General features: G+C 43.0%; 21 protein-coding genes. 12 read left to right on the forward strand and 9 right to left on the reverse strand.

Going from position 1 to position 23,837, the window contains the following annotated elements; genetic code table 11:
• Positions 1–20: 20 nt before the first annotated feature.
• From J2W55_RS11740 to J2W55_RS11760, 5 genes are all read right to left on the reverse strand, one after another.
• On the reverse strand, positions 21–1,127 hold the full coding sequence (locus tag J2W55_RS11740; protein ID WP_310095861.1) for an Ldh family oxidoreductase: 1,107 nt from the start codon (positions 1,125–1,127) through the stop codon (positions 21–23).
• 128 nt (positions 1,128–1,255) lie between these two features.
• Positions 1,256–1,792 (reverse strand): RBBP9/YdeN family alpha/beta hydrolase, encoded by a 537-nt coding sequence (locus J2W55_RS11745; protein WP_310095864.1) that lies wholly within the window; start codon positions 1,790–1,792, stop codon positions 1,256–1,258.
• 52 nt (positions 1,793–1,844) lie between these two features.
• Complete coding sequence (locus J2W55_RS11750; RefSeq protein WP_310095866.1) at positions 1,845–2,282, reverse strand: SRPBCC family protein; 438 nt, start codon at positions 2,280–2,282, stop codon at positions 1,845–1,847.
• A gap of 69 nt (positions 2,283–2,351) precedes the next feature.
• A complete protein-coding gene (gene asnS, locus J2W55_RS11755; RefSeq protein ID WP_310095868.1) occupies positions 2,352–3,788 on the reverse strand; it encodes an asparagine--tRNA ligase in 1,437 nt (478 codons plus the stop codon).
• 34 nt (positions 3,789–3,822) lie between these two features.
• A complete protein-coding gene (locus J2W55_RS11760; protein ID WP_310095870.1) occupies positions 3,823–4,314 on the reverse strand; it encodes a DUF6252 domain-containing protein in 492 nt (163 codons plus the stop codon).
• Between the two features lie 109 nt (positions 4,315–4,423).
• Between J2W55_RS11760 and J2W55_RS11765 the strand changes: the two genes are divergently transcribed.
• The 5 genes from J2W55_RS11765 to J2W55_RS11785 all read left to right on the forward strand — a co-directional run bounded on the left by J2W55_RS11765 (position 4,424) and on the right by J2W55_RS11785 (position 9,197).
• Complete coding sequence (locus J2W55_RS11765) at positions 4,424–5,281, forward strand: DMT family transporter (protein WP_310095873.1); 858 nt, start codon at positions 4,424–4,426, stop codon at positions 5,279–5,281.
• A gap of 63 nt (positions 5,282–5,344) precedes the next feature.
• On the forward strand, positions 5,345–7,273 hold the full coding sequence (gene dnaG / locus J2W55_RS11770) for a DNA primase (RefSeq protein WP_310095876.1): 1,929 nt from the start codon (positions 5,345–5,347) through the stop codon (positions 7,271–7,273).
• Positions 7,273–7,641, forward strand: a complete 369-nt coding sequence (locus J2W55_RS11775; RefSeq protein ID WP_310095878.1) for a YraN family protein — start codon at positions 7,273–7,275, stop codon at positions 7,639–7,641. Before dnaG ends, J2W55_RS11775 begins: the two co-directional genes overlap by 1 nt.
• 7 nt (positions 7,642–7,648) lie before the next feature.
• A complete protein-coding gene (locus J2W55_RS11780; protein ID WP_310095880.1) occupies positions 7,649–8,719 on the forward strand; it encodes a glutaminyl-peptide cyclotransferase in 1,071 nt (356 codons plus the stop codon).
• A gap of 118 nt (positions 8,720–8,837) precedes the next feature.
• Complete coding sequence (locus tag J2W55_RS11785; RefSeq protein ID WP_310095882.1) at positions 8,838–9,197, forward strand: DUF805 domain-containing protein; 360 nt, start codon at positions 8,838–8,840, stop codon at positions 9,195–9,197.
• A gap of 79 nt (positions 9,198–9,276) precedes the next feature.
• Here J2W55_RS11785 and J2W55_RS11790 read toward each other — a convergent pair whose 3' ends face one another.
• Both J2W55_RS11790 and pgi read right to left on the reverse strand, forming a co-directional pair.
• On the reverse strand, positions 9,277–9,621 hold the full coding sequence (locus J2W55_RS11790) for a hypothetical protein (RefSeq protein ID WP_310095884.1): 345 nt from the start codon (positions 9,619–9,621) through the stop codon (positions 9,277–9,279).
• 145 nt (positions 9,622–9,766) lie between these two features.
• Positions 9,767–11,413 (reverse strand): glucose-6-phosphate isomerase, encoded by a 1,647-nt coding sequence (pgi, locus tag J2W55_RS11795; RefSeq protein ID WP_310095886.1) that lies wholly within the window; start codon positions 11,411–11,413, stop codon positions 9,767–9,769.
• Positions 11,414–11,665: 252 nt separating this feature from the next.
• Between pgi and J2W55_RS11800 the strand changes: the two genes are divergently transcribed.
• From J2W55_RS11800 to J2W55_RS11810, 3 genes are all read left to right on the forward strand, one after another.
• Positions 11,666–12,103, forward strand: a complete 438-nt coding sequence (locus tag J2W55_RS11800) for a hypothetical protein (RefSeq protein ID WP_310095888.1) — start codon at positions 11,666–11,668, stop codon at positions 12,101–12,103.
• Between the two features lie 103 nt (positions 12,104–12,206).
• A protein-coding gene (prfB, locus tag J2W55_RS11805) for a peptide chain release factor 2 (protein ID WP_310095891.1) occupies positions 12,207–13,299 on the forward strand; the annotation gives its coding sequence in 2 pieces (ribosomal slippage) (positions 12,207–12,266 and positions 12,268–13,299; 1,092 coding nt in all).
• Between the two features lie 181 nt (positions 13,300–13,480).
• On the forward strand, positions 13,481–14,392 hold the full coding sequence (locus J2W55_RS11810; RefSeq protein ID WP_310095893.1) for an alpha/beta hydrolase: 912 nt from the start codon (positions 13,481–13,483) through the stop codon (positions 14,390–14,392).
• Positions 14,393–14,454: 62 nt separating this feature from the next.
• On the opposite strand, the gene J2W55_RS11815 is transcribed toward J2W55_RS11810, so the two are convergent.
• Complete coding sequence (locus J2W55_RS11815) at positions 14,455–15,312, reverse strand: transglutaminase-like domain-containing protein (protein ID WP_310095895.1); 858 nt, start codon at positions 15,310–15,312, stop codon at positions 14,455–14,457.
• Between the two features lie 45 nt (positions 15,313–15,357).
• On the opposite strand from J2W55_RS11815, the gene J2W55_RS11820 reads away from it, so the two are divergent.
• Complete coding sequence (locus tag J2W55_RS11820; RefSeq protein ID WP_310095897.1) at positions 15,358–16,143, forward strand: O-methyltransferase; 786 nt, start codon at positions 15,358–15,360, stop codon at positions 16,141–16,143.
• 136 nt (positions 16,144–16,279) lie between these two features.
• Here the strand turns inward: J2W55_RS11820 and J2W55_RS11825 are convergent, their stop codons facing one another.
• The gene (locus J2W55_RS11825; protein WP_310095898.1) at positions 16,280–17,413 is read right to left on the reverse strand and encodes a BamA/TamA family outer membrane protein; all 1,134 of its coding nucleotides are present in this window, start codon (positions 17,411–17,413) and stop codon (positions 16,280–16,282) included.
• Between the two features lie 616 nt (positions 17,414–18,029).
• Here J2W55_RS11825 and J2W55_RS11830 point away from each other — a divergent pair.
• The 3 genes from J2W55_RS11830 (at position 18,030) to J2W55_RS11840 (ending at position 23,817) form a co-directional block, all read left to right on the forward strand.
• Positions 18,030–19,010: a deoxyhypusine synthase family protein gene (locus J2W55_RS11830; RefSeq protein WP_310095900.1), complete on the forward strand. Its 981-nt coding sequence runs from the start codon at positions 18,030–18,032 to the stop codon at positions 19,008–19,010.
• 425 nt (positions 19,011–19,435) lie between these two features.
• Positions 19,436–20,725, forward strand: coding sequence for a c-type cytochrome (locus tag J2W55_RS11835; protein WP_310095902.1), 1,290 nt, complete (start codon positions 19,436–19,438; stop codon positions 20,723–20,725).
• A 38-nt stretch (positions 20,726–20,763) separates the two neighbouring features.
• Complete coding sequence (locus J2W55_RS11840) at positions 20,764–23,817, forward strand: TAT-variant-translocated molybdopterin oxidoreductase (protein ID WP_310095904.1); 3,054 nt, start codon at positions 20,764–20,766, stop codon at positions 23,815–23,817.
• Positions 23,818–23,837: the final 20 nt, after the last annotated feature.

The following is a 23,837-nucleotide window of genomic DNA, read 5'->3' on the forward strand; positions in this document are numbered from 1 at the left end:
CAGGATTATCAGTTCCCCCTTCAGTCGGTTAGGGGACTCAACCCAAACCGCTCAGCCAGTGCATTGAGATCAGTAACTACCGCATCAACCAGTGGGATGCCGTGTACGCTGCGGTTATTTTCGGCTTCCAGTTCGGGTTCGCCGGGGATGATCACTTTTTTTGAAGGGTCAACCGTGCTGGAGGTTTTGAAACGGGCTATCCAGTTATCCAGGTTCGCTTTAAACTCGTCAACCGGGCGGAAACCATCTACCCTCATGGCACCTAAAAAATGCCCTATGCCTTGTCCCACCGGATTGGCAGGCGGATCTAAAAAGGCCACGAACGGCGGTACCCAGGGGCCATAATTAGCTCCGGATAACACAGCCGACAAAATATCAACCGTGGCACTTAATCCGAAACCTTTATGACTGCCATGATCACTGTCGCTCCCAAGGGGCAGCAACGCTCCGCCCGTTTTTAAGGCGTGCGGGTCGGTTGTATAATTGCCGTGTTTATCCTGTATCCAGCCTTCAGGTACTTGTTTGCCCAGGCGCTGGGCAATTTCAAGCTTGCCGTTAGCTGCTGCCGATGTAGCCAGATCAACTACCACAGGCGGGTAATGACCCGCGGGGAAGGCATAACACATGGGATTGGTGCCCAGCAAACGCTCATTAGAGAAAGTTGGCGCTACCAGCGGACTGGCATTGGTCATGGCAAACCCTATCATATTTTTTTCAACCGCCATCAGCGCGTGATAGCCGGCAATGCCAAAATGGTTTGAATTGCGCACCGATACCCATCCCGAACCATACAACCCGGCCTTTTTAATAGCCACCTGCATGGCAAACGGGGCAACTACCAACCCGAGGCCCGCATCGCCATCAACGGTGGCTGTGGTAGGTGTTTCGTGAACTACCCGGATGTCGGGTTTAGGATTAATGCGGTTCTTTTCCCATAGCCTTACATAGCCGCTCAGGCGCGCCACTCCATGCGAGTCAATCCCGCGCAGATCGGACCGCAGCAAAACATCGGCAGCAAGCGTTGCATGTTCAGTACTGCAACCAATGGCCAGAAAAATATTTTGGGTAAAAACACGCAGGGTTGATGGGTTTATAAGCATGGTATCATTACTAAAAAGTATTGTCATTGCCAGGAGGAACGACGCAGTAGTCTCATCAGGACAATTAGACTATCAATGAGTGATTTGTATTGATGAGATAGCCACGCCACGCCCGCAATGACATAGTTTACTAAATATGTTATTTGCTAAATATATCAATTATCCAACTGTTTAAGCAACTCCAGTCCTTGTGCCCATTCACCGTAGCCTGATGCCACATTGATATGGCCGGCATCGCCAATATTAACCAGTTCGCTGCCCCAGCTGTCAGCAAATAAAGCGGCGCGCTCCGGGGTTACATAATAATCGTTGCTGCTGGCCACCACTATGCTTTTAAACGGAAGTGTTATTAATGGCACGGGTGTAAAACCGCTGGTGCCCGGCGGATAGGTATCAGCCTCGGTATCACTTGGTGCAACTAAAAGTGCGCCTTTAATGTTCACTTTAAATTTTTGCGCCCAGTAAGCTATAGTTGTACAGGCCAAGCTGTGGCCTACCAGTATAACGTTGGATGAGTCATGCTGTTGTACATGGCTGTTCAATGTGTTTATCCAATCGGTACAAACCGGTGTTTCCCAGTCCTTTTGTTCAACGCGGTTAAAACCGAACTGTTTTTCCCAAAGCGATTGCCAGTGCGCAGGGCCCGAGTTTCCTAAACCAGGGTGGATAATAATGGTTGAATTGAAGGTCATTTTTATGATCGGTCAGTTTATTAATATATTCATTGAACAGTTGAGCTTTGGGCTATTCCCTGATCACCTGGTTGCGTTTTTCTAAAAGCTGTATCATGTATTTCTTTAAAAAAACGAGATTAGCAATATGGCCTAAAAAACCGAAAGGTGATTCAAATATAAAAACGTCCTTCATCAGGGTTTGATGTTTTACCGGGAAAAAGTAGTGCTCATGCCTGAAATTTTTAAAAGCTCCCTTAACCATTTCATCGGTAAAAAAATAAGGATATTCAAACTCTGTAATGGTTGAAGTTAAAGTTTGCCAAATGCCAAAATGCCTGGCTCGCCAGGTTACGGATTCGCCCAATTCCATAAGGCCGCTGGTGCGGCCGGCAATAGCGGTTTCGCCGGTATGCCTTGTTGAAGCTATATGCACATCAATGCTCCGCGCCAGGTCAAAACATTGCTCAATGGGGGCATTAATGTGGGTAGCTAATTCAATTACAGGCATTGTGGCTTAGCTTAATTTATGTCATTGCAGCGATAGCTTCGTTCGCCGCAATGACATGTTTTTTAGTAATTAAAACTCCGCGTTCTTCGGGAACCTCGGGAAGGGGATAACATCGCGGATGTTACCCATGCCGGTTACAAATAATACCAGGCGCTCAAAGCCCAGGCCGAATCCTGAATGCGGGCACCCACCGAAACGGCGTGTATCCAGGTACCACCAAAGCTCGTCTTTAGGGATGCCCATTTCGTCCATGCGTTGTTCCAGCTTATCCAAACGCTCCTCGCGTTGTGAACCGCCTATAATTTCGCCAATACCCGGAAACAGTATATCCATGGCGCCTACGGTTTTGCCGTCGTCATTCTGCCGCATGTAAAACGCTTTGATCTCTTTGGGATAATCGGTCAGGATCACCGGTTTTTTAAAGTGTTTTTCAACCAGATAGCGCTCATGTTCACTTTGCAGGTCGGTGCCCCAACCTTCAACGGGGTATTGAAATTTCTTCTTTTTGTTTGGTGTTGATTCCTTTAAAATATCAATAGCCTCAGTATAGGTAAGGCGCTCAAAATCATTGTTTAAACAAAATTGCAGTTTTTCAAGCAACGTCATTTCCGAGCGTTCGTTCTGCGGTTTTTGTTTTTCTTCTTCCTGTAAACGCTGGGTTAAAAACTCAATATCGTCGGCATTTTTATCTAAAGCGTACCTGATCACATATTTCAGCATGTCCTCGGCAAGGTCCATATTGTCTGCCAGGTCATTAAAGGCAACCTCAGGCTCAATCATCCAAAATTCTGCCAGGTGCCTGGTGGTATTGGAATTTTCGGCGCGGAAAGTAGGGCCGAATGTATAAACATCGCTGAGCGCCATGGCTCCCAGCTCGCCTTCCAGCTGCCCTGATACGGTAAGGTTGGTGGGGCGACCAAAAAAGTCCTGCTTAAAATCAATCTCGCCGGTATCTGTTTTAGGAATGTTATCCAGGTCAAAGTTGGTTACGTGGAAAGTTTCGCCGGCACCTTCAGCATCTGAGGCGGTTATAACCGGTGTATGCAGGTAAACAAAACCCCGCTCCTGAAAAAATTGGTGTACAGCAAAAGCCAGGCTATTGCGCACCCTGAATATGGCGCCAAAAGTATTTGTACGGAAACGCAGGTGGGCTATTTCCCTTAAAAACTCCAAACTATGCTTTTTGGGCTGCAGGGGATATTTTTCAGGATCACTGTCGCCCAGTATTTCAATTTCAGTCGCTTTAATTTCAACAGTTTGGCCTTTGCCCAACGAGGCAACCAATTTGCCCGTAACGCTGATGGCGGCACCTGTAGTAATACGCTTTAACAGGGCAGCATCGGTGTTTTCAAAATCAACAACTACCTGTATATTATTATTAGTTGAGCCATCGTTTAAAGCTATGAACTGATTATTGCGGAAGGTACGTACCCATCCTTTAACAGTTACATCAATTTCGGTTTGCTGGCTTTGCAGCAATGCTTTAATCTTTACTCGCTGACTCATATAAATATATTTTTTTAGAGCCGCAAAAATACAATTAATTATGTAAAGCTACCTTGAATTTTCCGCTTAAAAAGCTCACCTCGTCTTGCTGCGTACCAGGCGGATCATCATGGATTTTAACAAATTTAAGCTCGAAAAAACCCTGCATTATTTTTTCACTTTCATTAAATGCAAAAACAGTTATGGTATTGGAATGGGTAGGGTTAAACCCATAGGTACCTGTCCTGGCACCGCCTTTTACAATGTGATAATAACCTTCGTTGTTTTTAAGGGAATAATAACCTAATCCGTCAAAAACAAGTTTAAAAACCAATGTTTCTTCCTGCCCGGAGTTATTATAACTGCCCGATACAATGATGGTATCGCCCCGGATATTTGAGTTTAAGGTATTGGCCTTCCACTCGACGCCATTTTTTTGAGCGAGGATAAAATTGGGCGTTACAGGAAAATCGCAACACTTTTTTTTGGCGCAGCTGGTAAACGTTAATACAGTTGCTGAAAGTAAAAGAAGCAGGGACCTTTTCATATCAGGGAAAATCTGTAACGGTTGGTTGATAGTGGCATCTAAATATACGTATTATCACGCTACTTATAAGCCATTTGCTTAAGTTTGCCACTCATTTTACTACCCCTTTATGAATCCTAAAGTAAGCCTGGTTATTGGTATTTTATGCATATCGTTTTCGCCAATATTTGTAAAGCTTGCAGGGGTTGAACCTATTTCAGCCGCGTTTTACCGGGTGTTTATCGCCTGGCTTTGCCTGCTGCCTTACTGCATAATTAAAAAGAAGCTCCGCATTAATAAAAAACAGCTTATGATAGCTGTAGCAGCCGGTATTGTTTTTGCATCAGATGTTGCGGTATGGAATATCTCCCTGTTAAAGATCAGTGCTACAGTGTCAACACTGATTGCTAACCTGGCGCCGGTATGGGTTGGCTTATTGAGTTTTGTGCTTTTTAAAAAACGTTCGGGAATGCTGTTCTGGGCTGGTACACTCATTGCAATAGCAGGAATGATTGTGCTGGTAGGTTATCAAAATATAATACACCTTAATCTTAACGCCGGCATTTTGCTTGCGGTACTGGCCAGTTTATTTTACGCGACTTATATCCTGATCACTAAAAATATCATGGAGAATATAGATGTATTTACATTTATGTTTTACAGCATGTTGGGCTCTACTGTCTTTTTATTTGTGGTTAATAGTGTAGCAGGCGGTGCAATTGCAAATTTTTCTTTAAATGTTTGGCTTTGTTTTGTGGGCATGGGGCTGATATGCCAGCTTGGTGGCTGGCTCACCATCAATTATTCATTAAGGTATCTTGAATCAACCAAAGTGGCTATTTCTTTATTGAGCCAAACGGTGTTTGCCGGGCTGCTTGCTACATTTTTATTATATGAAAAGCTTTCGGTAACTGAAATAATTGGAAGCGTACTTGTACTTGCCGGTATAGCGGTAACATTTTTAAAGCCGTTACAATCAACTAGATAAAAATTGTATCTTAACGATTGTTAATTTCATTTGATGATTTGCCCTACATTTGCAATTTAGCACATGATCCAAAAATCTACTATCGACCGTATAATGGAATCCATCGACATTGTGGAGGTGATAGGGGAATTTGTGCAGTTAAAAAAACGCGGGGCAAACTATGTGGGCCTTTCGCCTTTTGCTAATGAGCGTACACCATCGTTCACGGTATCGCCGGCCAAAGGGATCTTCAAAGATTTTTCAACAGGTAAAGGCGGCTCGGCTGTTACCTTTTTAATGGAGCTGGAAAAATTCTCCTATCCGGAGGCTTTAAAGTGGCTGGCAAAAAAGTACGGCATTGAGGTTGAAGAAACCATCGATCATCCTGAGAATCGCGAAGAAGACCAGCGCCGCGAAAGCCTGATGATCGTAACGGCATTTGCCGCTAAGTTTTTTCATGAAAGCCTGCTGGATACTGACGAAGGTAAAAGCATAGGCCTGAGCTATTTTAAGGAGCGTGGTTTTAGTACCGAAACCATTAAGAAATTTGAACTGGGCTATTCGCCCGACCAATGGGAAGCTTTTACTGGTACAGCCGTAAAAGAAGGTTACCAGGAGCAGTTTCTGGTAGAAAGTGGACTATCGGTTAAGCGTGATAATGGTACTTTGTATGACCGTTACCGCGGCCGTGTAATGTTCCCGATACATAGTTTTACCGGCCGTGTGATAGCTTTTGGCGGGCGCACCCTAAAAAAAGATAAGAACGTACCCAAGTATGTAAACTCGCCCGAGTCGGAGATCTACCATAAATCAAATGTGCTTTATGGTTTATATTTTGCGAAGAAAGCCATCCGCGAGGAAGATAACTGCTACCTGGTAGAGGGATACGCCGATGTGCTTTCAGTTCATCAGGCCGGTATTGAAAACGTAGTAGCATCGTCGGGCACCTCGTTAACAACGGAGCAGATCAGGCTTATAGGTCGTTTTACCAAAAATATCACCATTTTATATGATGGCGACGCCGCAGGCATTAAGGCCTCATTACGTGGGTTAGACATGATATTGGAAGAGGGGCTCAACGTGAAAGTTGTATCTTTTCCTGATGGGCACGATCCCGACTCTTATGTGCGCAATGTTGGTACCAGCGCCTTTAAAAAACATATTGAAGAAAGTAAAAAAGACTTCATTCTTTATAAAGCAAACCTCCTGTTAAAAGATGCAGGTAACGACCCAATTAAAAAAGCAGAGATCATAAGGGAAATCGTGGAGAGTATTGCCAAGATCCCTGACTCTATTAAAGCTTCGGTCTTTATAAAGGAATGCAGCTATATTTTACAGATAGATGAGCGCTCGCTGCTATCTGAATTAAATAAAATGCGCCAGGCTAAGGCTAAAAAGGATGGGCAGCAGCAGCAAAATACAAGACTGGCCCCTCCACCTGATGAACCAAATTTTTTTGATGAACCAGAAGTAAAAGAGCCTAAAGACGAAAGCACACAAGAAAAAGAGATCATAAGATTGCTATTGTTGTATGGTAACAAAATGATTGACTGGGACGGTATTGCCAATACTTATATCGGTCCGTTTATGATTGCGGAATTAAGCGATGTTACTTTTGAACACCCGGCCTGTAAATTGTTTATGGATATTTACCGGCAGGAGGTTGAGAATGGGGTACTGCCTGATGAAACACATTTTATACATCACCGGGATAAAGGGATTGTTGACCTCACCGTAACTATGCTGGCCACCAAATACACCCTGAGCGAAAACTGGTATGAAATGCATAAAATACTGGTGAACGATGAGCAGGCCAATATGAAAGCTACTATTTTAGGCGCTATATTTCACCTTAAAAAACATAAGGTGGGTAAAATACTGGAAAACCTGCGCGCTGAACTGCAAAAGGCGGATACTGAAGCCGACCAGGAAGTATTGCTCAACCAATATATCCGCATGAAAAAGGTTGAAAAAACCATCTCCGATTTTTTGGGCTCAGTAATTATCAAATAATGGCTTTGCACCTTGACCTGGGCCGTACCGGCGAAGCTTTAGCAAAAACACACCTTGAAAATGCCGGTTATGAAATACTGGATGAGAACTGGACTTACGGAAAAGCCGAAATTGACCTGATTGCATATAAAGACAAGGTTATTATATTTACAGAAGTTAAAACACGTACCGGCAATGGTTTTGGTGAGCCCGAGGATTTTGTGGATGCCCGTAAACAAAAATTACTGGCCGATGCTGCAGATGAATATATTTACCTGATGAACCACCAGGGCGAGGTTCGCTTTGATATTATTGCCATATTGTTCGACAGAAATAAAAATTATATACTAAACCATATCGAAGATGCGTTTTGGCCTTCGGCCACCTGATTTACTTATGAATAATAAAATAAAAGCTCTTTTTGCCGCCTGTGCCTTGCTTGCATTTGGCAGCAGCTGTAATAACAACTCCAAAAGCACAGGAGCCGACTTTAGCATCAGCCCTGAAGCTGGCACTACTTATAAAGCCGGCGATGAAGTAAAAATAAAAGTAAGTTTCCCCGCCGATGCAAAGGTTGATTCTGTGGTATATATGCTGGACGCTTTAAAACTGGGCGTTGGTAAAGATACCCTGGGCATCAGTTTAAAAACAGATACTATTCCGTTGGGCATTAAGGTAATTACCGCTAAGGTTTATGCTGCGGGTAAAGATCAGGATGTGACAACTAATATACTATTGCTTGCTGCCAAAGCTCCCGAACAGCTAACTTATAAGGTTGAAAAAGTGTTTCCGCATGATACCAGCAGTTATACGGAGGGTTTGCAATATGAGGGAGGTATTATGTATGAAAGCACCGGCGACACAGGGCACTCAACTATTCAGAAAGTGAACATCGAAACCGGTAAAGCTATACAGGTAACCAAACTAAAAGATGAATATTTTGGTGAGGGGCTTGCTATAGTTGAGAATAAGATAATACAGCTTACTTATCGAAATAAGGTTGGGTTTGTGTATGATAAAAATTCATTGAAATTATTAAGCACGTTTGCAAATAATGTAGGTGTTGAAGGCTGGGGCCTTTGTTTTGACGGAAAAAAACTATACATGGACGACAGCACCAACCGCATTTGGTTTTTAGATAAGGATACCTATCAGCAAAAGGGATATATTGATGTATGCGACGATAAAGGTCAGATCAATGAAATAAATGAACTGGAATATATTGACGGTAAACTGTATGCCAACGTGTACCAAACAGATACTATATTGGTCATCAATCCAAAAACAGGAGCTGTTGAGCAAAGGGTAGACATGAAAGACCTGTACCCCATGGCCGACAGGCCACAGGACAGGGATTGGGGCAATAACGTGCTGAATGGCATTGCATGGGATGCTGATGGTAAACGCCTTTTTGTTGCCGGTAAAAAATGGCCGCATTTGTACCAGGTGAAATTTGTGAAGAAATAGAATAGATAGGGGATTTGAATGATAGGTTACGGTAGCAGATCATAGATAAATTTTCCGCCTTACATCGTGTTTATCATACCAATTATTTACATTAGATGAACCTTATCATTTAATGTGTATGTTTAAAAATCTCTTCTCATTTAACGGCCGTATCAGGCGTACTGAATATGGTCTCAGCTTTATTATTTATGTGATCGGATATGTAATGATCCGGTTAACAGCTGAAGGCGATCAGGGCGCAAAAATTATTGGTTTAGCGTTTATTCCCTTGCTTTGGTTCCTATGGTCACAAGGGGCAAAAAGGTGCCATGATCTTGGCAAAAGCGGTTGGTGGCAAATAATCCCTTTTTATTTTTTCTTTCTCCTTTTTCAGGACGGCATACCCGAGTGGAACGAGTATGGCGAAAATCCCAAAGGTTTAGGGAATTTTGACGCTGACCAGTATGAAGATCCTTTTCCGCTGACTGAAGAAAAATAATTTACGCAAGTCAGATTCATTCCTGTTGGTAATGAATCTGATTTGGCTAAATAAAAGCTGTAACTGAATTTGCCGATCTCTAAATCCATGGTTTACGGTCCTTGCTTGCCTTTTCCCACTTGTCGAGCTTGTCATTTACAAAATACAGCCAATAGCTTTCAATGGGTTTATTAACATCAGCGCTATTCCATTCGCTGTATTGTACCACCTCTATATATGTTTGGGTATCGGGATAATTTTTTGCAGCTACAATATTGTCCGGTTTCTTTTTTAATTGCTTTTGAACTTCGTCTTTACTCATGCCTAATTTTATAGAACTCAGGTTTACGGTTTTTGATCTGTCAATGCTTTGATTGATTTCGGCACATGAGGTGAGCATAAGAGCCAATAACGCTATTATGATTGGTTTAAAGGATTTAGTCATATTAATTGTGATTAAAATTATACAGGTATAGATGTAGGTTTGGCTATAAAGTTTAAGCCGTTAAAAATTAAAACAGCGCATAAAAAAACAAGAGCCGATCAAATCGGCTCTTGTTTTATTTTATAGATATGTTTAGCAGTTGAACTTATCTCCAGGCTTTATATTGATTAATAAGGCCATTGGTTGATGAGTCATGACTGCTGATCTCGCTATCATCTTTTAGTTCAGGAAGTATTTTACCCGCCAGTTGCTTGCCCAGTTCAACGCCCCATTGGTCAAAGCTGTAAATGTTCCAGATAATACCCTGTACAAATATTTTATGCTCGTACATAGCTATCAATGAACCCAGGCTGCGCGGGGTGATCTTTTTAAGCAGGAATGAATTTGTAGGCCTGTTGCCTTCAAATACTTTAAATGGCGCTATCAAAGCTATTTCGGCGTCAGATTTGCCGGCTGCTTTCAACTCGGCAATAACCTCTTCTTCGGTTTTGCCATTCATCAGCGCTTCGGTTTGGGCAAAAAAGTTTGATAGCAGCATGTTATGATGCTCACCAAGCGGATTGTGCGATTGAGCAGGAGCAATAAAATCAGCAGGGATCAGTTTAGTACCCTGGTGTATCAGCTGGTAAAAAGCGTGCTGTCCATTGGTGCCCGGTTCGCCCCAAATAATAGGGCCGGTTGAATAATCAACCTCTTTGCCATTGCGGTCAACATGCTTACCATTGCTTTCCATATCGCCTTGCTGAAAATATGCGGCAAAACGGTGCATGTATTGGTCATACGGCAATATAACATTGGTTTCGGCATCAAAAAAGTTGTTATACCAAATACCAATAAGGGCTAAAATAACCGGAATGTTCTGGTCAAATTCAGTGGTCCTGAAATGCTTGTCAGTAGCATGGGCCCCCTCAAGCAATTCAACAAAGTTGTCAAAGCCAATGCTTAGAGCAATAGAAAGGCCAATAGCGCTCCATAATGAGTAACGGCCGCCAACCCAATCCCAAAACTCAAACATGTTTTTAGTGTCAATGCCAAACTTTTCAACGGCCGCGGCATTGGTTGACAATGCTGCAAAGTGTTTGGCAACATCAGCTTCGGCAGCACCGGCAGCTAAAAACCAGTCGCGGGCACTATGGGCATTGCTCATAGTTTCCTGGGTGGTAAAAGTTTTTGAAGCGATCAGGAAAAGCGTAGTTTCAGGATCAACAACTTTCAAGGTTTCGGCTATGTGTGTTCCGTCTACGTTGCTTACAAAGTGCAGGTTCAGGTGGTTCTTATAGGCCTTTAACGCCTCGGTAACCATTACAGGGCCGAGGTCTGAACCGCCTATGCCAATGTTAACCACATCGGTAATAGGCTTGCCGGTATAACCTTTCCATGCGCCCGAAATAATGGCATCGCTAAAATCCTTCATGTGATCAAGCACTTTATTTACATCGGGCATCACATCTTTGCCATCAACATAAATTGGTGTGTTGCTGCGGTTGCGCAGGGCAATATGCAACACCGGCCTGCCTTCCGTTACATTGATTTTTTCGCCTGTAAACATGGCTTCAATCGCCTCATTTACTGAACATTCTTTAGCCAGTTGCATCAGCAGGGCGATGGTTTGATCATCAATACGATTTTTGGAATAATCCAGTAAAATGTCCTCAAACTGAACTGAATATTTTTTAAATCGCTGACTGTCAGTATCAAATAATTCTTTTAAACTTTTTGAAACAATATCAATGTAATGGTCTGTTAAATATTTATAACTCTGGGTGGTGGTAAAATCCGTATTTGGCAGCATAATTGAGTTGGTTTTCTACAAAAGTAACAAGTTAATTGTTAGGTGGATATTAAAAGTTAAACTAACGATTCTTCGTGTTATTTTAACACCGTATACATAGTGTTTGTTTTACACTTGAAAATTGCGATAATCTTAAAAAAAAATGACAGTTATTTTGATATTTCAAATAATTATTTGATATATTTGTCTTGTTGGTAATCAAATACTTGATTTATCATCATTTTGTAAATTTAAGTAAAAAATATAGAGGTTATGTTTGAAAAACTTTTTTTGCTTGTAAAAAATAACGCCGGGACGGCTGTTATTAACAACCCTTTAATTCCTGCAAAACATCATAATGCAGTAATGATTGAAGCCTCAAGTTCAATTATCGAGGTTTTAAAAGGCCATATGGAAAATGGTAAATTGAAAGAATTGGTAAAGTATTTTCAATCGTCGGGTATTTACAACAATTCATTAGTATCAAGCATAGTTAACAGGTTTGCTAACCGCCTAAATACTTTTTATCACATTGATCCTGTTCATTCATTGGAAACGGCTAAATTGCTGATACCTACAGTTATGCAGGAATTGGTAAAAGCGTCAAAAAGCGAACAGATCAAAGAGTTTGGATTAACCAACATGCTTACCAAACTAAATGGTAACCGTGCCGACCTGAGTTTGTTGCTCAATAATCTAATGGTCGCTTAACTTAATATAAAAATCTGCCTTATGGAAAGGGCTGCAAATTGATTTATCAATTTGCAGCCCTTTTTTATTTATAGCCGATTATCAAATTGTATATATTTGCCGCATGACTAAAGAACAGATTCAGGATTTAAGGGATAGAACAGCTTCCCTGAGGAGGCATCTTTGACATCGACAAGAAGCTTGAGCAACTGCAAACCGAGCAGGAAATAACTGTTGGCCCGCATTTTTGGGATCATCCCAAAGAAGCCGAAAAAGTGCTGGCATCCATCAAATCAAAAAAAGTATGGACGGACGAATTTCAAAAAGTAGTATCGATAATTGATGATACCGGGGTGCTTTTTGAATTTTACCAGGCTGGTGACGCCACCGAGGCCGAAATGCAGGAACAATATGATACCGCTATAAAAGTAGTTGAGGAACTGGAGTTTAAAAATATGCTCTCGGCCGAAGAGGATCAGTTTAATGCTGTACTTCAAATAACTGCCGGCGCAGGCGGTACAGAAAGCTGTGATTGGGCTGGAATGCTGATGCGTATGTACATTATGTGGGGCGAAAAGAACGGTTACAAAGTTACCGAACAGGATTACCAACCCGGAGATGTTGCCGGCGTAAAAACGGTGACCCTGCAACTGGAAGGTGATTTTGCCTACGGTTATTTAAAAGGCGAGAATGGTGTTCACCGGCTGGTACGGGTATCTCCTTTTGATGCCAATGCAAAGCGCCATACCTCATTTGCATCAGTATATGTTTATCCGCTGGTTGACGATACGATTGAGATTGATATTAACCCTGCCGATATTGAGTTTGAAACTTTCCGCTCGGGAGGTGCCGGCGGGCAAAATGTGAACAAAGTGGAAACCGCTGTGCGTTTATACCACAAACCGTCGGGTATTATCATCAAGAACCAGGAGTCGCGTTCACAATTACAAAATAAAGATAATGCTATCCGCTTGCTAAAATCGCAGTTGTACGAAATCGAGATGCGCAAACGTATGGAGATCACTAATACAATTGAAGGCAACAAAAAGAAAATAGAGTGGGGATCGCAGATCCGCAATTATGTACTGCATCCGTATAAGCTGGTTAAAGACCTCCGTACTGATCATGAAACATCAAATGCGGCAGCTGTGCTTGACGGTGAGCTTAACGAGTTCCTGAAAGCATACCTGATGGAATTTGGCGGACCGAAGAGTTAACCCGGCTCCTTTCATTATATTATTAAGACTGGTAATCTGGTTTTTGCACGGTGGGTAAACAGCATATAAACCAGTTGGTTATACCGTTAAATATTGTAAAAACGGCGCTACATCATGTATCGCCGTTTTTTGTTTCGATCAAAAAGTGTATTTTGCCAGTGCCTTTATATAAGCATCAATTATGAAATCAATTTTATCAGCCTTAATTTTAACAATTGCTACAACTATGGCTTATAGCCAGGAAAAACCTATTCCTTTGTACCCAAAAGGTGTGCCCAATTCAAAACCTACACCCGCTGCTTATATCGAGAAAACAGATAAGAATTTCTGGATAACACAGGTAAGCCAGCCTACGCTTACGCCCTATTTGCCAGCTAAAGGCACAGCAAACGGCACTGCAGTTGTTGTTTGTCCAGGTGGTGGTTATTCGGGTCTGGCCTCGGCACACGAAGGAGTTGCCGTTGCACAGGAGTTTAACAAGATAGGTGTTACCGCTTTTTTGTTAAAATATCGCCTGCCAAGTGATGATATCATGAAGGATAAATCCATAGGCCCACTGCAGGATGCCCAAAGCGCTATATTAATTGTACGCGAACATGCCGCCGAGTGGGGTATAGATCCTAATAAAATAGGTATAATCGGTTTTTCGGCAGGGGGACACCTGGTGTCAACAGCCGGTACGCATTTTGATAAGCCAGTAATTGAAAATAAAGGCGTTAGCGTACGCCCTGACTTTATGATGCTGATTTACCCGGTAATTACTTTTGGTGAACAGGCCCACGTGGGGTCGAGAGAAAACCTGATCGGTAAAACGCCATCGGCAGCGCAGATTGATTTGTACTCCAACGAAAAACAGATCACCGCGAATACGCCGCCAACCTTTTTGATTCACGCACAGGATGATAAAACAGTACCCGTACAAAACAGCCTGTTGTTTTATGATGCCTTGCTGAAAAACAATGTGAAGGCCGAAATGCACCTGTTTCAGGAAGGCGGTCATGGCTTTGGCTTAAACAATTCCAAAAACAAAGGCAAATGGTTTGACTGGGCAACGGCCTGGCTGGATGAGAACGGGTTTTTGAAAGGGAAATGATGAGCACGATCAAACTTAGTTTTTAAAACTAAGTTTGACTGATTTCGTTTCGCCAGGGAACTTTACTCCAATATCCCAAGTAACTCATTCATTTCATCAACCTTGTCTGATGCGCCTAAATTTTCATAAGCGCTGATCAGGTTGCGGATCACCCGTTTGATAATGTCAGTATTGGAGCAGGGTTCATAAAACTGCTTGTCGAACTTAAGGTTAAGCTGTTTTAAAAACATATCTACATCGCGGCGGCCAAATATGAAACCTTTATTAAAAGCGTTGATATAAAACAGTATACCACTCTCAAACTCGCTTTGCTGACTTTCATCAAGATAAGCTAAAATGAAATGCTGCGGAAGGTTTACACCGTATACCGGTATATCCAGTTTCTGGGCAATTATAGAGTAAATTATAGCTAATGATATCTGGTTGCCTTTTTTGGTTTCCAGCACCTGGCTCAGATAGCTGTTTTGCGGGTCGAGATGATTGGAGGTATTACCGCTAAAGCCATAGATGTTATAAAACACATGGTTAATGAGCTTTATCTGTTCTTTAGGACTCGCCTCATGCATCATTTGTATCCAAATGTCGCGTTTAATGGCCTCCACCTGGTTAATTATCTTTTGTTCGTCAAGATCAGGGTATTGGTAACGATTAATGATCAGTATGCCCTGCAGCAGGTCAAAAGCGCCGCTCTGATGCCAGAGTTTAAGGTCGTTTTTAAGGGTGCCAAACTGAATTTCATGAACAAGGTTGGCTATACGCTCTTGCTGCACCGCGTCAAAAGCCTGTTCAAACGCGGTCTCTAAAAAGGAAACGGCCTCAACGCCGTATGACAGCAGTTTATCGTGCACATGTTCATATATCTCACTATCAGGGTCATCAAGTAAGCGGATCAGGGAATTTACTTCAGAGGGATTAATCATACGCCGTAACGCTAAAATACTAAACCTTTATTTATTTTTACAGCGATGTTAAATTTTAGGTTTGTTAAGGATTACCTGTTGCACCGCCTTAAGGCGAAAAACAGACATGGCTTACACTCCCCGTTTGTTTACAAGCTGGTTGATACTGTAATTTACGATTATTCTGCCAAAAAAGTATATCAGGATATAGAAGAGATCCGCAAAAAGTTACTTATTGACAATCGCGTGATCACCATAACCGACCTGGGTGCCGGATCGCACCTGAACAATAACCGGCAAAAGCGCGTTGGTGATATTGCTGCTAATGCTTTAAAGCAGCCCAAACTGGCCCAACTGCTTTACCGGTTGGCCGCCCATTTTAAACCCAATAATATCATTGAACTTGGTACCTGCCTGGGTATCACCACTCTTTATTTGCAAAAGGCCGCCCCTGATGCCAGGGTGTATACCATGGAAGGCTGCCCCCAAACAGCCGGGGTAGCTAAAGAAACATTTAAACAGGCCGGCCTGAACGGGGTTGAACTCATAACAGGCAATTTTGATGATACGCTGCCTGGTGTAATCAGCAATGTTGACCGGCTCGACTTTGTTTTTGTTGACGGGAACCACCAGAAAGATGCCACATTGAAGTATTTTGAATGGTGCCTGCCAAAAGTGCACGAAGATACCGTGCTTATATTTGACGATATTTACTGGAGCGAAGGCATGAAGGAAGCCTGGGCCCAGATCAAGGCGCACCCTCAGGTTACCGTAACGGTTGATCTGTTTTGGATAGGCCTGGTGTTCTTTAAAGCAGGCAGGGTCAAGGAAGATTTTTTGATCAGGTACTGACGAGGTTTCTGATCAAAACCAATAAAAAAGATGCCTTTTATTTTACGTTCGTCGCTTTTTTAACATTTTAGATCAGCATTTTGCTTAAACTGACTGCATGCAGACGTAAAAAGTATTTCGCAGAGCGAACAAGGCGTTAAAACGCCTGCCCCAATCCCACATAAAAACCACTTTGACGGGCTTCGCCTGCAACCTTCTGACCTATGCCATAGTCGGCGCGGATGCTGAGCCCTTTTTCTATGTCGAAGAAGTAACGCAGACCGCCGCCATAATTTGGTTTTAACTCAGAAAAGCTAAAACTTTTGTTAAACACCTCGCCTGTTCCTACAAAACCAACTATGCCTATACGGTCGCTCAAACGGTAACGCAGTTCGGTTTGGCCAACCGTAAGGTTACGGTCGCGATAACGGCCATTATAATACCCCCGCATAATTTCGTCATTACCCAGGGTAGGCATCATGAAAAACGGCGACTGGCTCCCGGTGAGGGTTTGATCCTGTATATCAATACCCAGTACCAGTTTTTTGCTTAGCAAAAAGAATTGTGTATACTCTATATTAAAAAGACCTCCATTGTAATTGAGGCCAAATAAGCCTTTGGTTATTTCAAAAGAGCTGGTGATCAACGCGCCGCTGGTGGTATAAGTATTGTTGTTGCGGCTGTCAAATATAAGGCTTGGGCCTATGTATATGTTGGTGCCACCCCTGCGAAATTGTACCCTCGGGTCAGTATAAAAAACGCTGTTAGGCTGTCCGTCGGTAAAATCATAATGATAGCCCCCCGCTACAAGGCCGATGTAAAAATTGTCGGCCACCTTTTTTTCGGCCGCTAGGTTTACTTTCAATCGTTTCTGGCCTATGCGGTCTTTATTGGCTTTAAAGGTATTATTGCCAATCCCATAAAAATCAAAGGGGAAATTAATATAGCTGATACCCGCGGTAAAATGATATTTGTTTTGAGGTGTCCAGTAGCTGGTGCTCAGGCTCAGGCGGTTTTGCCCGTTGGTGGTAATGGTTGCATAACCAAAAATATTGGATACGCGGGTATTGCGGTTTGCGGTATCGGTATAGAAAGAATATAAACCAGCGCCGCCAACTTCAAGGCCTGTTTCGGGTGCCGAGCTTAGTACAGGTAAAATAACAAAGCTGCTTTTTTTGGTGGTATCCTTATCAAAATACATTTTACGGATAAATTTGGGCAGCAGATGGGTTTGCGAAAAAGCGCCCTGCGCACCAATAAACAGGAGCAGGGTGAGGGTGATTTTTTTCATAGATTATGTGGCCGCTAATATAGGCAGATTTTCAAATGTGCAGATGATAGATGCGCAGATAGCGGTGCCGGGTGAGTAAACTCATCCGGCCAGCGAAGATCGGTGTTATCATTGTGCCATTCAAAATTTTCCTGTTTGCTGCAGCATAAAGTACAAGATGATTGTCGCTTGAATAGCTAAGATAGCGGTGCGGTGAAGACACCGACCACAGGCATGCTTTAGACTTGTGCAGATGATAGATGCGCAGATAGGTTAGCGGCGAATAGACTCACCCCGGCACCGCTTCGCTGGCCGACCCTCTCTCCGGCTTCGCCGCAAAGAGGATGGGGAGGCACTTGAAAACTTACATCATGCCAGGCAGTTCCTCCTACTGGGGTTGGGAACTAAAAACAACTATCTACCCTGCAGGGTAGACTTGAGCGGAGATTAAAGGGCGGATTCCTCACAATAACGCGTGCAAAGATTCCCTCTTTGCAGCGAAGCTGAAGAGAGGGTCGGCCAGCGAAGCGGTGCCGGGGTGAGTCTAACGCGGCACATCGATCCGGGCATATCTGAAATTTGCGTGTCTGTACATCATAAAATTGCCTACTTTTGTGCCGAATTTTATTGATACACTATGAGCATCACAAGAGGACCTATTTCGCAGTTTATTGAAAAAAACTACCTGCATTTTAATTCAGCGGCATTAATGGATGCGGCCAAAGGATATGAAACCCACCTTGACGAGGGCGGCAAAATGATGGTTACCCTCGCCGGCGCCATGAGTACGGCTGAATTGGGTATTTCACTTGCCGAAATGATTCGTCAGGATAAAATAGCTATTATATCATGCACAGGAGCCAACCTTGAAGAGGATATTATGAACCTGGTAGCGCACTCGCACTATAAACGGGTTCCTAACTACCGCGATCTGAGTCCGCAGGAAGAATGGGATTTACTCGAAAACCACTATAACCGGGTTACTGACACCTGTATCCCCGAAGAAGAGGCTTTCCGCCGTTTGCAAAAACATATCCACAAAATATGGAAAGATGCCGACGATAGCGGCGAGCGCTATTTTCCGCATGAGTACATGTATAAAATATTACTGAGCGGCGAGTTGGAGCAATACTATGAAATTGACCCTAAAAATTCATGGATGCTGGCCGCTGCCGAAAAAAATCTGCCAATCGTAGTACCAGGCTGGGAAGACAGCACCATGGGCAACATATTTGCATCTTATATAATTAAAGGCGAGCTCAAGGCATCAACCATGAAAAGCGGTATTGAGTATATGGCATGGCTGGCCGACTGGTATACCAAAAATTCATCAGGCAAAGGGATAGGGTTTTTCCAGATAGGCGGCGGTATAGCCGGCGATTTCCCGATATGTGTAGTGCCTATGCTTTACCAGGATATGGAAATGCACGATGTGCCGTTCTGGAGCTACTTTTGCCAGATATCTGATTCAACCACGTCATATGGTTCGTACTCAGGCGCTGTGCCCAATGAAAAAATAACCTGGGGAAAGCTTGATATACATACGCCTAAATTTATTGTTGAAAGCGACGCAACAATTGTTGCACCATTGATATTTGCCTGGATATTGAAACAATAACTTATTTGTTGAGCTCTGGAGATATACCGTGTTTTTTTGAAGCGGGTATATCAACAGAAGGATGGTAAAAAGAGGATGGCATTTGATGACAAACGGGGGGAAATGCTGAGTTTCATCACCCGGTTAAACGATATTATTTTTTATTTTATTACCCTAATCGCTAAAACAATAATTCAAATTTTCAATATGCCGGTAATGCAACTAAATCATTAAAAAAAATGTTTATCGGCCAAAATGCCTCTCTATGTCGTTTAAAGGGCTTTTTGTCATTATTTAGAACGATTATAAATTATACGTTACTGTCATTTATGTGTCAGCGATACTGTAATAAATTTTACTTTTGTGCCTGAAATAATCAGGTAGAACATACATCTTACTGCAGTTTCAAACATTAATATCAAAACTATTTAGCATAAATACACTTTATGAGAAATTTCTCATTGATTTTTAAACAATTCTCAAGGTCGGTTCTAATTATTGCCGGGCTTGCTTTTTGGGGTTTTTCAAATGCTTATGCCCAGGCCGACGCGGCTAAAGGCGAAGCCATCTTTAAATCCAAATGTACAGCCTGTCATAAAATTGATCAGCAAGTGGTTGGTCCGGCTTTAGGACCGCAGATAACTTCTGAAACTGATGATCAGTACCTGATCAAATGGATCCAGAACAATCAGGCCCTGATCGCTGCCAAAAATCCAAAAGCGTTAAAGATCTACAATGAATTCAACCAGTCAAACATGACGGTGTTTACAGAGTTATCTGACGCTGATGCGGCTAATGTGATAGCTTATGCACGTACCGAGTGGAAAACCATGCAGGACGAAAAAGCAAAAGGTGGCGGTGCTGCCGGAGCTAACGCAGCGCCTGCCGAAACCGGGCCAAGCTCAATGGTTATATGGGGGCTGGTAGCTGTTATTGTTATTGCATTTATTGTAATACTGGTATTAAACAGGGTTGTAGCTACATTGGAGCGCCTGCTGTTAAAAGGCAAAGGTGTTGTAATTGATGAGGAAGCTGAACCAACTGCCGAACAAGTAGCTGAGGCTAAGAAAAAAGATCTGATCAAAAGGATCCTGAAAAATAAAAAACTGGTATTCTTTATCATACTATGCGGCACGCTTGCTATGGGCAGCTGGGGATGGGTTACTTTGTGGAACACTAACGTGCACACAGGTTACCAGCCGGTACAGCCTATTAAATATTCGCACGAGCTGCACGCCGGTACCATGAAAATTGATTGCCAGTATTGCCACACCGGCGCTTACAAATCAAAAAATGCTTCTATACCATCATTAAACGTTTGTATGAACTGCCACAAGGTTGTTAAAACTGAGTCGGCCGAGATTCACAAAATATATGATGCTTTAGGATATGATCCAAAAACACAGAAGTACGACAGTACCCAGGCTAAGCCTATCCAGTGGATACGCGTTCATAACCTGCCCGATCTGGCTTACTTTAACCACTCGCAGCACGTAAAAGTTGGCGGCATCAAATGCCAAACCTGCCATGGCCCTATTGAAACTATGAAAGAGGTTAGGCAATATTCGCCGCTTACCATGAAATGGTGTATACAGTGCCACAAACGTACCGAGGTTAACAGTAAAGGAAACGCTTACTATGATAGCATACTTGCTGCTCACGATAAGATCAAGAAGGGCGAGAAAGTTACTGCCGCAGTATTAGGTGGTATCGAGTGCGGTAAATGTCACTATTAATAAATAAGAATTTTAGCATTACAGTTTATATAGCTTAAATGGACAGCAATAAAAAATACTGGAAAGGTTTAGAAGAACTAAACAGAACACCAGAATTTGTTGAGAAAAATAAAAACGAATTTGCCGAGCCGATTCCAATTGAGGAGGTGCTTAGTGGTGATGGTTTATCAGCTAAAACTCCCCGCCGCGACTTTTTAAAGGCGCTTGGGTTTGGTGTTGGCGCGGTTACACTGGCTGCTTGTCAGCGTGTGCCCGTACATAAATCAATCCCTTACCTTATAAAACCTGAAGAGGTTACCCCTGGGGTGGCCAACTACTATTCTTCAAGTTATGAAGGGCAGGCTATTTTGGTTAAAACACGTGAAGGCCGCCCTATTAAAGTTGAAGGTAACCCTAATGATGCCTTTGCAAAAGGCGGTTTAAGTGCGCAGGCCCAGGCATCGGTGCTTGACCTGTATGATGTTAACCGTTTAAAAGATCCTAAACTAAACGGCGCTGATGCCGGATGGAAAGAGATTGATGCTTTTGTGATGAAAGAACTTGCAGCTATTAAGGCAGCAGGCAAAAGCATCCGCCTGGTAACTTCAACTGTATACAGCCCGTCAACATTAGCGGTAATTGCCGATTTTATTGCGCAATACCCAACTGCTAAACACATTAACTATGATGCGGTATCATATACCGGTATTATACAGGCAAACCAAAACAGCTTTGGTAAAGCCGTGTTGCCGCACTATAATTTTGACAAGGCCGATGTAATTGTAAGCTTTGGTGCTGATTTCCTGGGAACATGGATATCAGGCGAAGAGTTTACCCGTCAGTACGTATCAAACCGTAATAACAAATCGCTTGAAAGCAAAAAGATGTCACGTCACATCCAGTTTGAAAGCGGAATGAGCCTTACCGGTACCAATGCCGATAACCGTTACGCCATTAAACCATCAGAAGAAGGTGTTGCGCTTATCAATTTATATAACGCTATTTCAGGAACCACTTTACCGGGTTCAAAAAAATTAGCAAGCAAAGCAATTGACAACGCAATAACCATTGCTGCTAAAGAACTGGTTGCCGCCAAAGGAAAAGCTTTGGTAGTTGCAGGTTCAAATGACGTGGCAACACAGGTTTTGGTGAATGCTATTAACTCCCTGCTGGGCAGCTACGGCACTACTATTGACCTGGACAACCCATCAAAACAATACGCCGGTAACGATGCTGAGTTTGTTGAGTTTGTGAATGAACTGAACCGCGGCGACGTTGGAGCAGTATTGTTCCTGAATGCAAACCCCGCTTACGACTATTTTAAAGGAAAAGAATTTAAAGACGCGCTGAACAAAGTGCGTTTAAGAATATCATTTGCAGATCATGCTGATGAAACAGCTTCACTTTCAAATGTGATAGCTCCTAATCATCATTACCTGGAATCATGGGGTGATGCTAACGCTGCAGAAGGTTACTACACAGTTATACAGCCAACTATTAATCCTGTTTATAATACCCGCCAGGCCGAGCACAGCTTATTAATATGGTCTGACAACGCGGTTAAGGATTATTATACCTACGTGCGCAACAACTGGAACAACAACCTGTTGGCTAAAGGTGGTTTATCTGGCCAAAAAGGCTGGGAAACCCTGCTGCAAACAGGTATGATCAAAACTGCTGCCAACACACCGGGTACTTATACTTTTAGCCGCGACCTGAATGCTGTAGCGCAAACCATTTTAGATCACAGCAACTCGCTTGTTGCTCCTGAAGGTAAGTTTGAGTTGCAGGTTTATCAGTCGCAGGCCATTGGCGATGGTAAACGCGCCAACAACCCATGGTTACAGGAATTGCCTGATCCGGTATCTAAAGTTACCTGGGATAACTACGCTGCTGTTTCTGTTGCCGATATCAAGAAATTAAAACTGGAAGAAGGCGACGTAATTAAAGTTACCGCAAATGGTTACACTATTGATGTTCCCGTACTGGCGCAGCCGGGCCAGGCTCAAGGCACCATATCAATTGCGGTTGGTTATGGCCGTACCCAGGCCGGACCTGTTGGCGATAACGTAGGTAAAAACGCGTTCCCTTTCTACAGCTTCCGCAACGGTACTTTCCAAACTACCGCTGTTGCATCATTTGATATAACATCTGTAAAATCGCCGCTTGCGCAAACACAAACGCACCACTCTTATGAAGGCCGCAGTGTAATTCGCGAAGCTAAATTTTCTGAATACAAAAAGAACCCTGCTGCACACAGCGGCAATGATGGCGAGCATAAAGATTATAATAAAGAAAGCTTATGGGATGATCATGACCGTCCGGTTTACAACTGGGTTATGGCCATTGACCTTAACGCCTGTACCGGTTGCGGTGCCTGCGTGGTTGCCTGTAACGCAGAAAACAATATCCCTGTTGTAGGTAAAGACGAAGTACGCCGCCGCCGCGAAATGCACTGGATACGTATTGACCGTTACTACAGCTATGACGAAAAAGGCGAATCAGTTACTGAAGAGCACGAAATAGCCAAACTGGAAGATGATGCTTTTGACCGCGTAAGCGTGGTACATCAGCCGATGCTTTGCCAGCACTGTGACCACGCGCCTTGCGAAACAGTTTGCCCGGTATTAGCAACCGTTCACTCATCAGAAGGTTTAAACCAAATGGCATACAACCGTTGTGTAGGTACCCGTTATTGTGCAAATAACTGCCCTTACAAAGTACGCCGCTTTAACTGGTTCAACTACTGGAACGATTCACGTTTTGACAATTACCTGAATAACGAGCATACCCAACTGGTATTAAATCCTGATGTGGTTACCCGTTTCCGTGGGGTAATGGAAAAATGTTCAATGTGCGTTCAGCGTATACAAGCTGGTAAGTTAAAAGCTAAAATGGAGAAACGCCCGCTTAAAGACGGCGAGATCAAAGTTGCTTGTCAGCAAACATGTTCAGCAAACGCTATTGTTTTCGGTAACGCGAATGACCCTAACTCGGAAGTTTCAAAAGCATTGAAGAGCGAAAGGACTTATTATGTGCTTGAAGAGTTAAACGTACAGCCAGGTATTGGTTACCAGGTAAAAGTTAGAAACATATCTGAATTAGAGGCTTAAATTTTTATATACAGAGATTA

Source organism: Mucilaginibacter pocheonensis (genome assembly GCF_031456535.1).
Classification (GTDB): Bacteria; Bacteroidota; Bacteroidia; order Sphingobacteriales; family Sphingobacteriaceae; genus Mucilaginibacter; species Mucilaginibacter pocheonensis.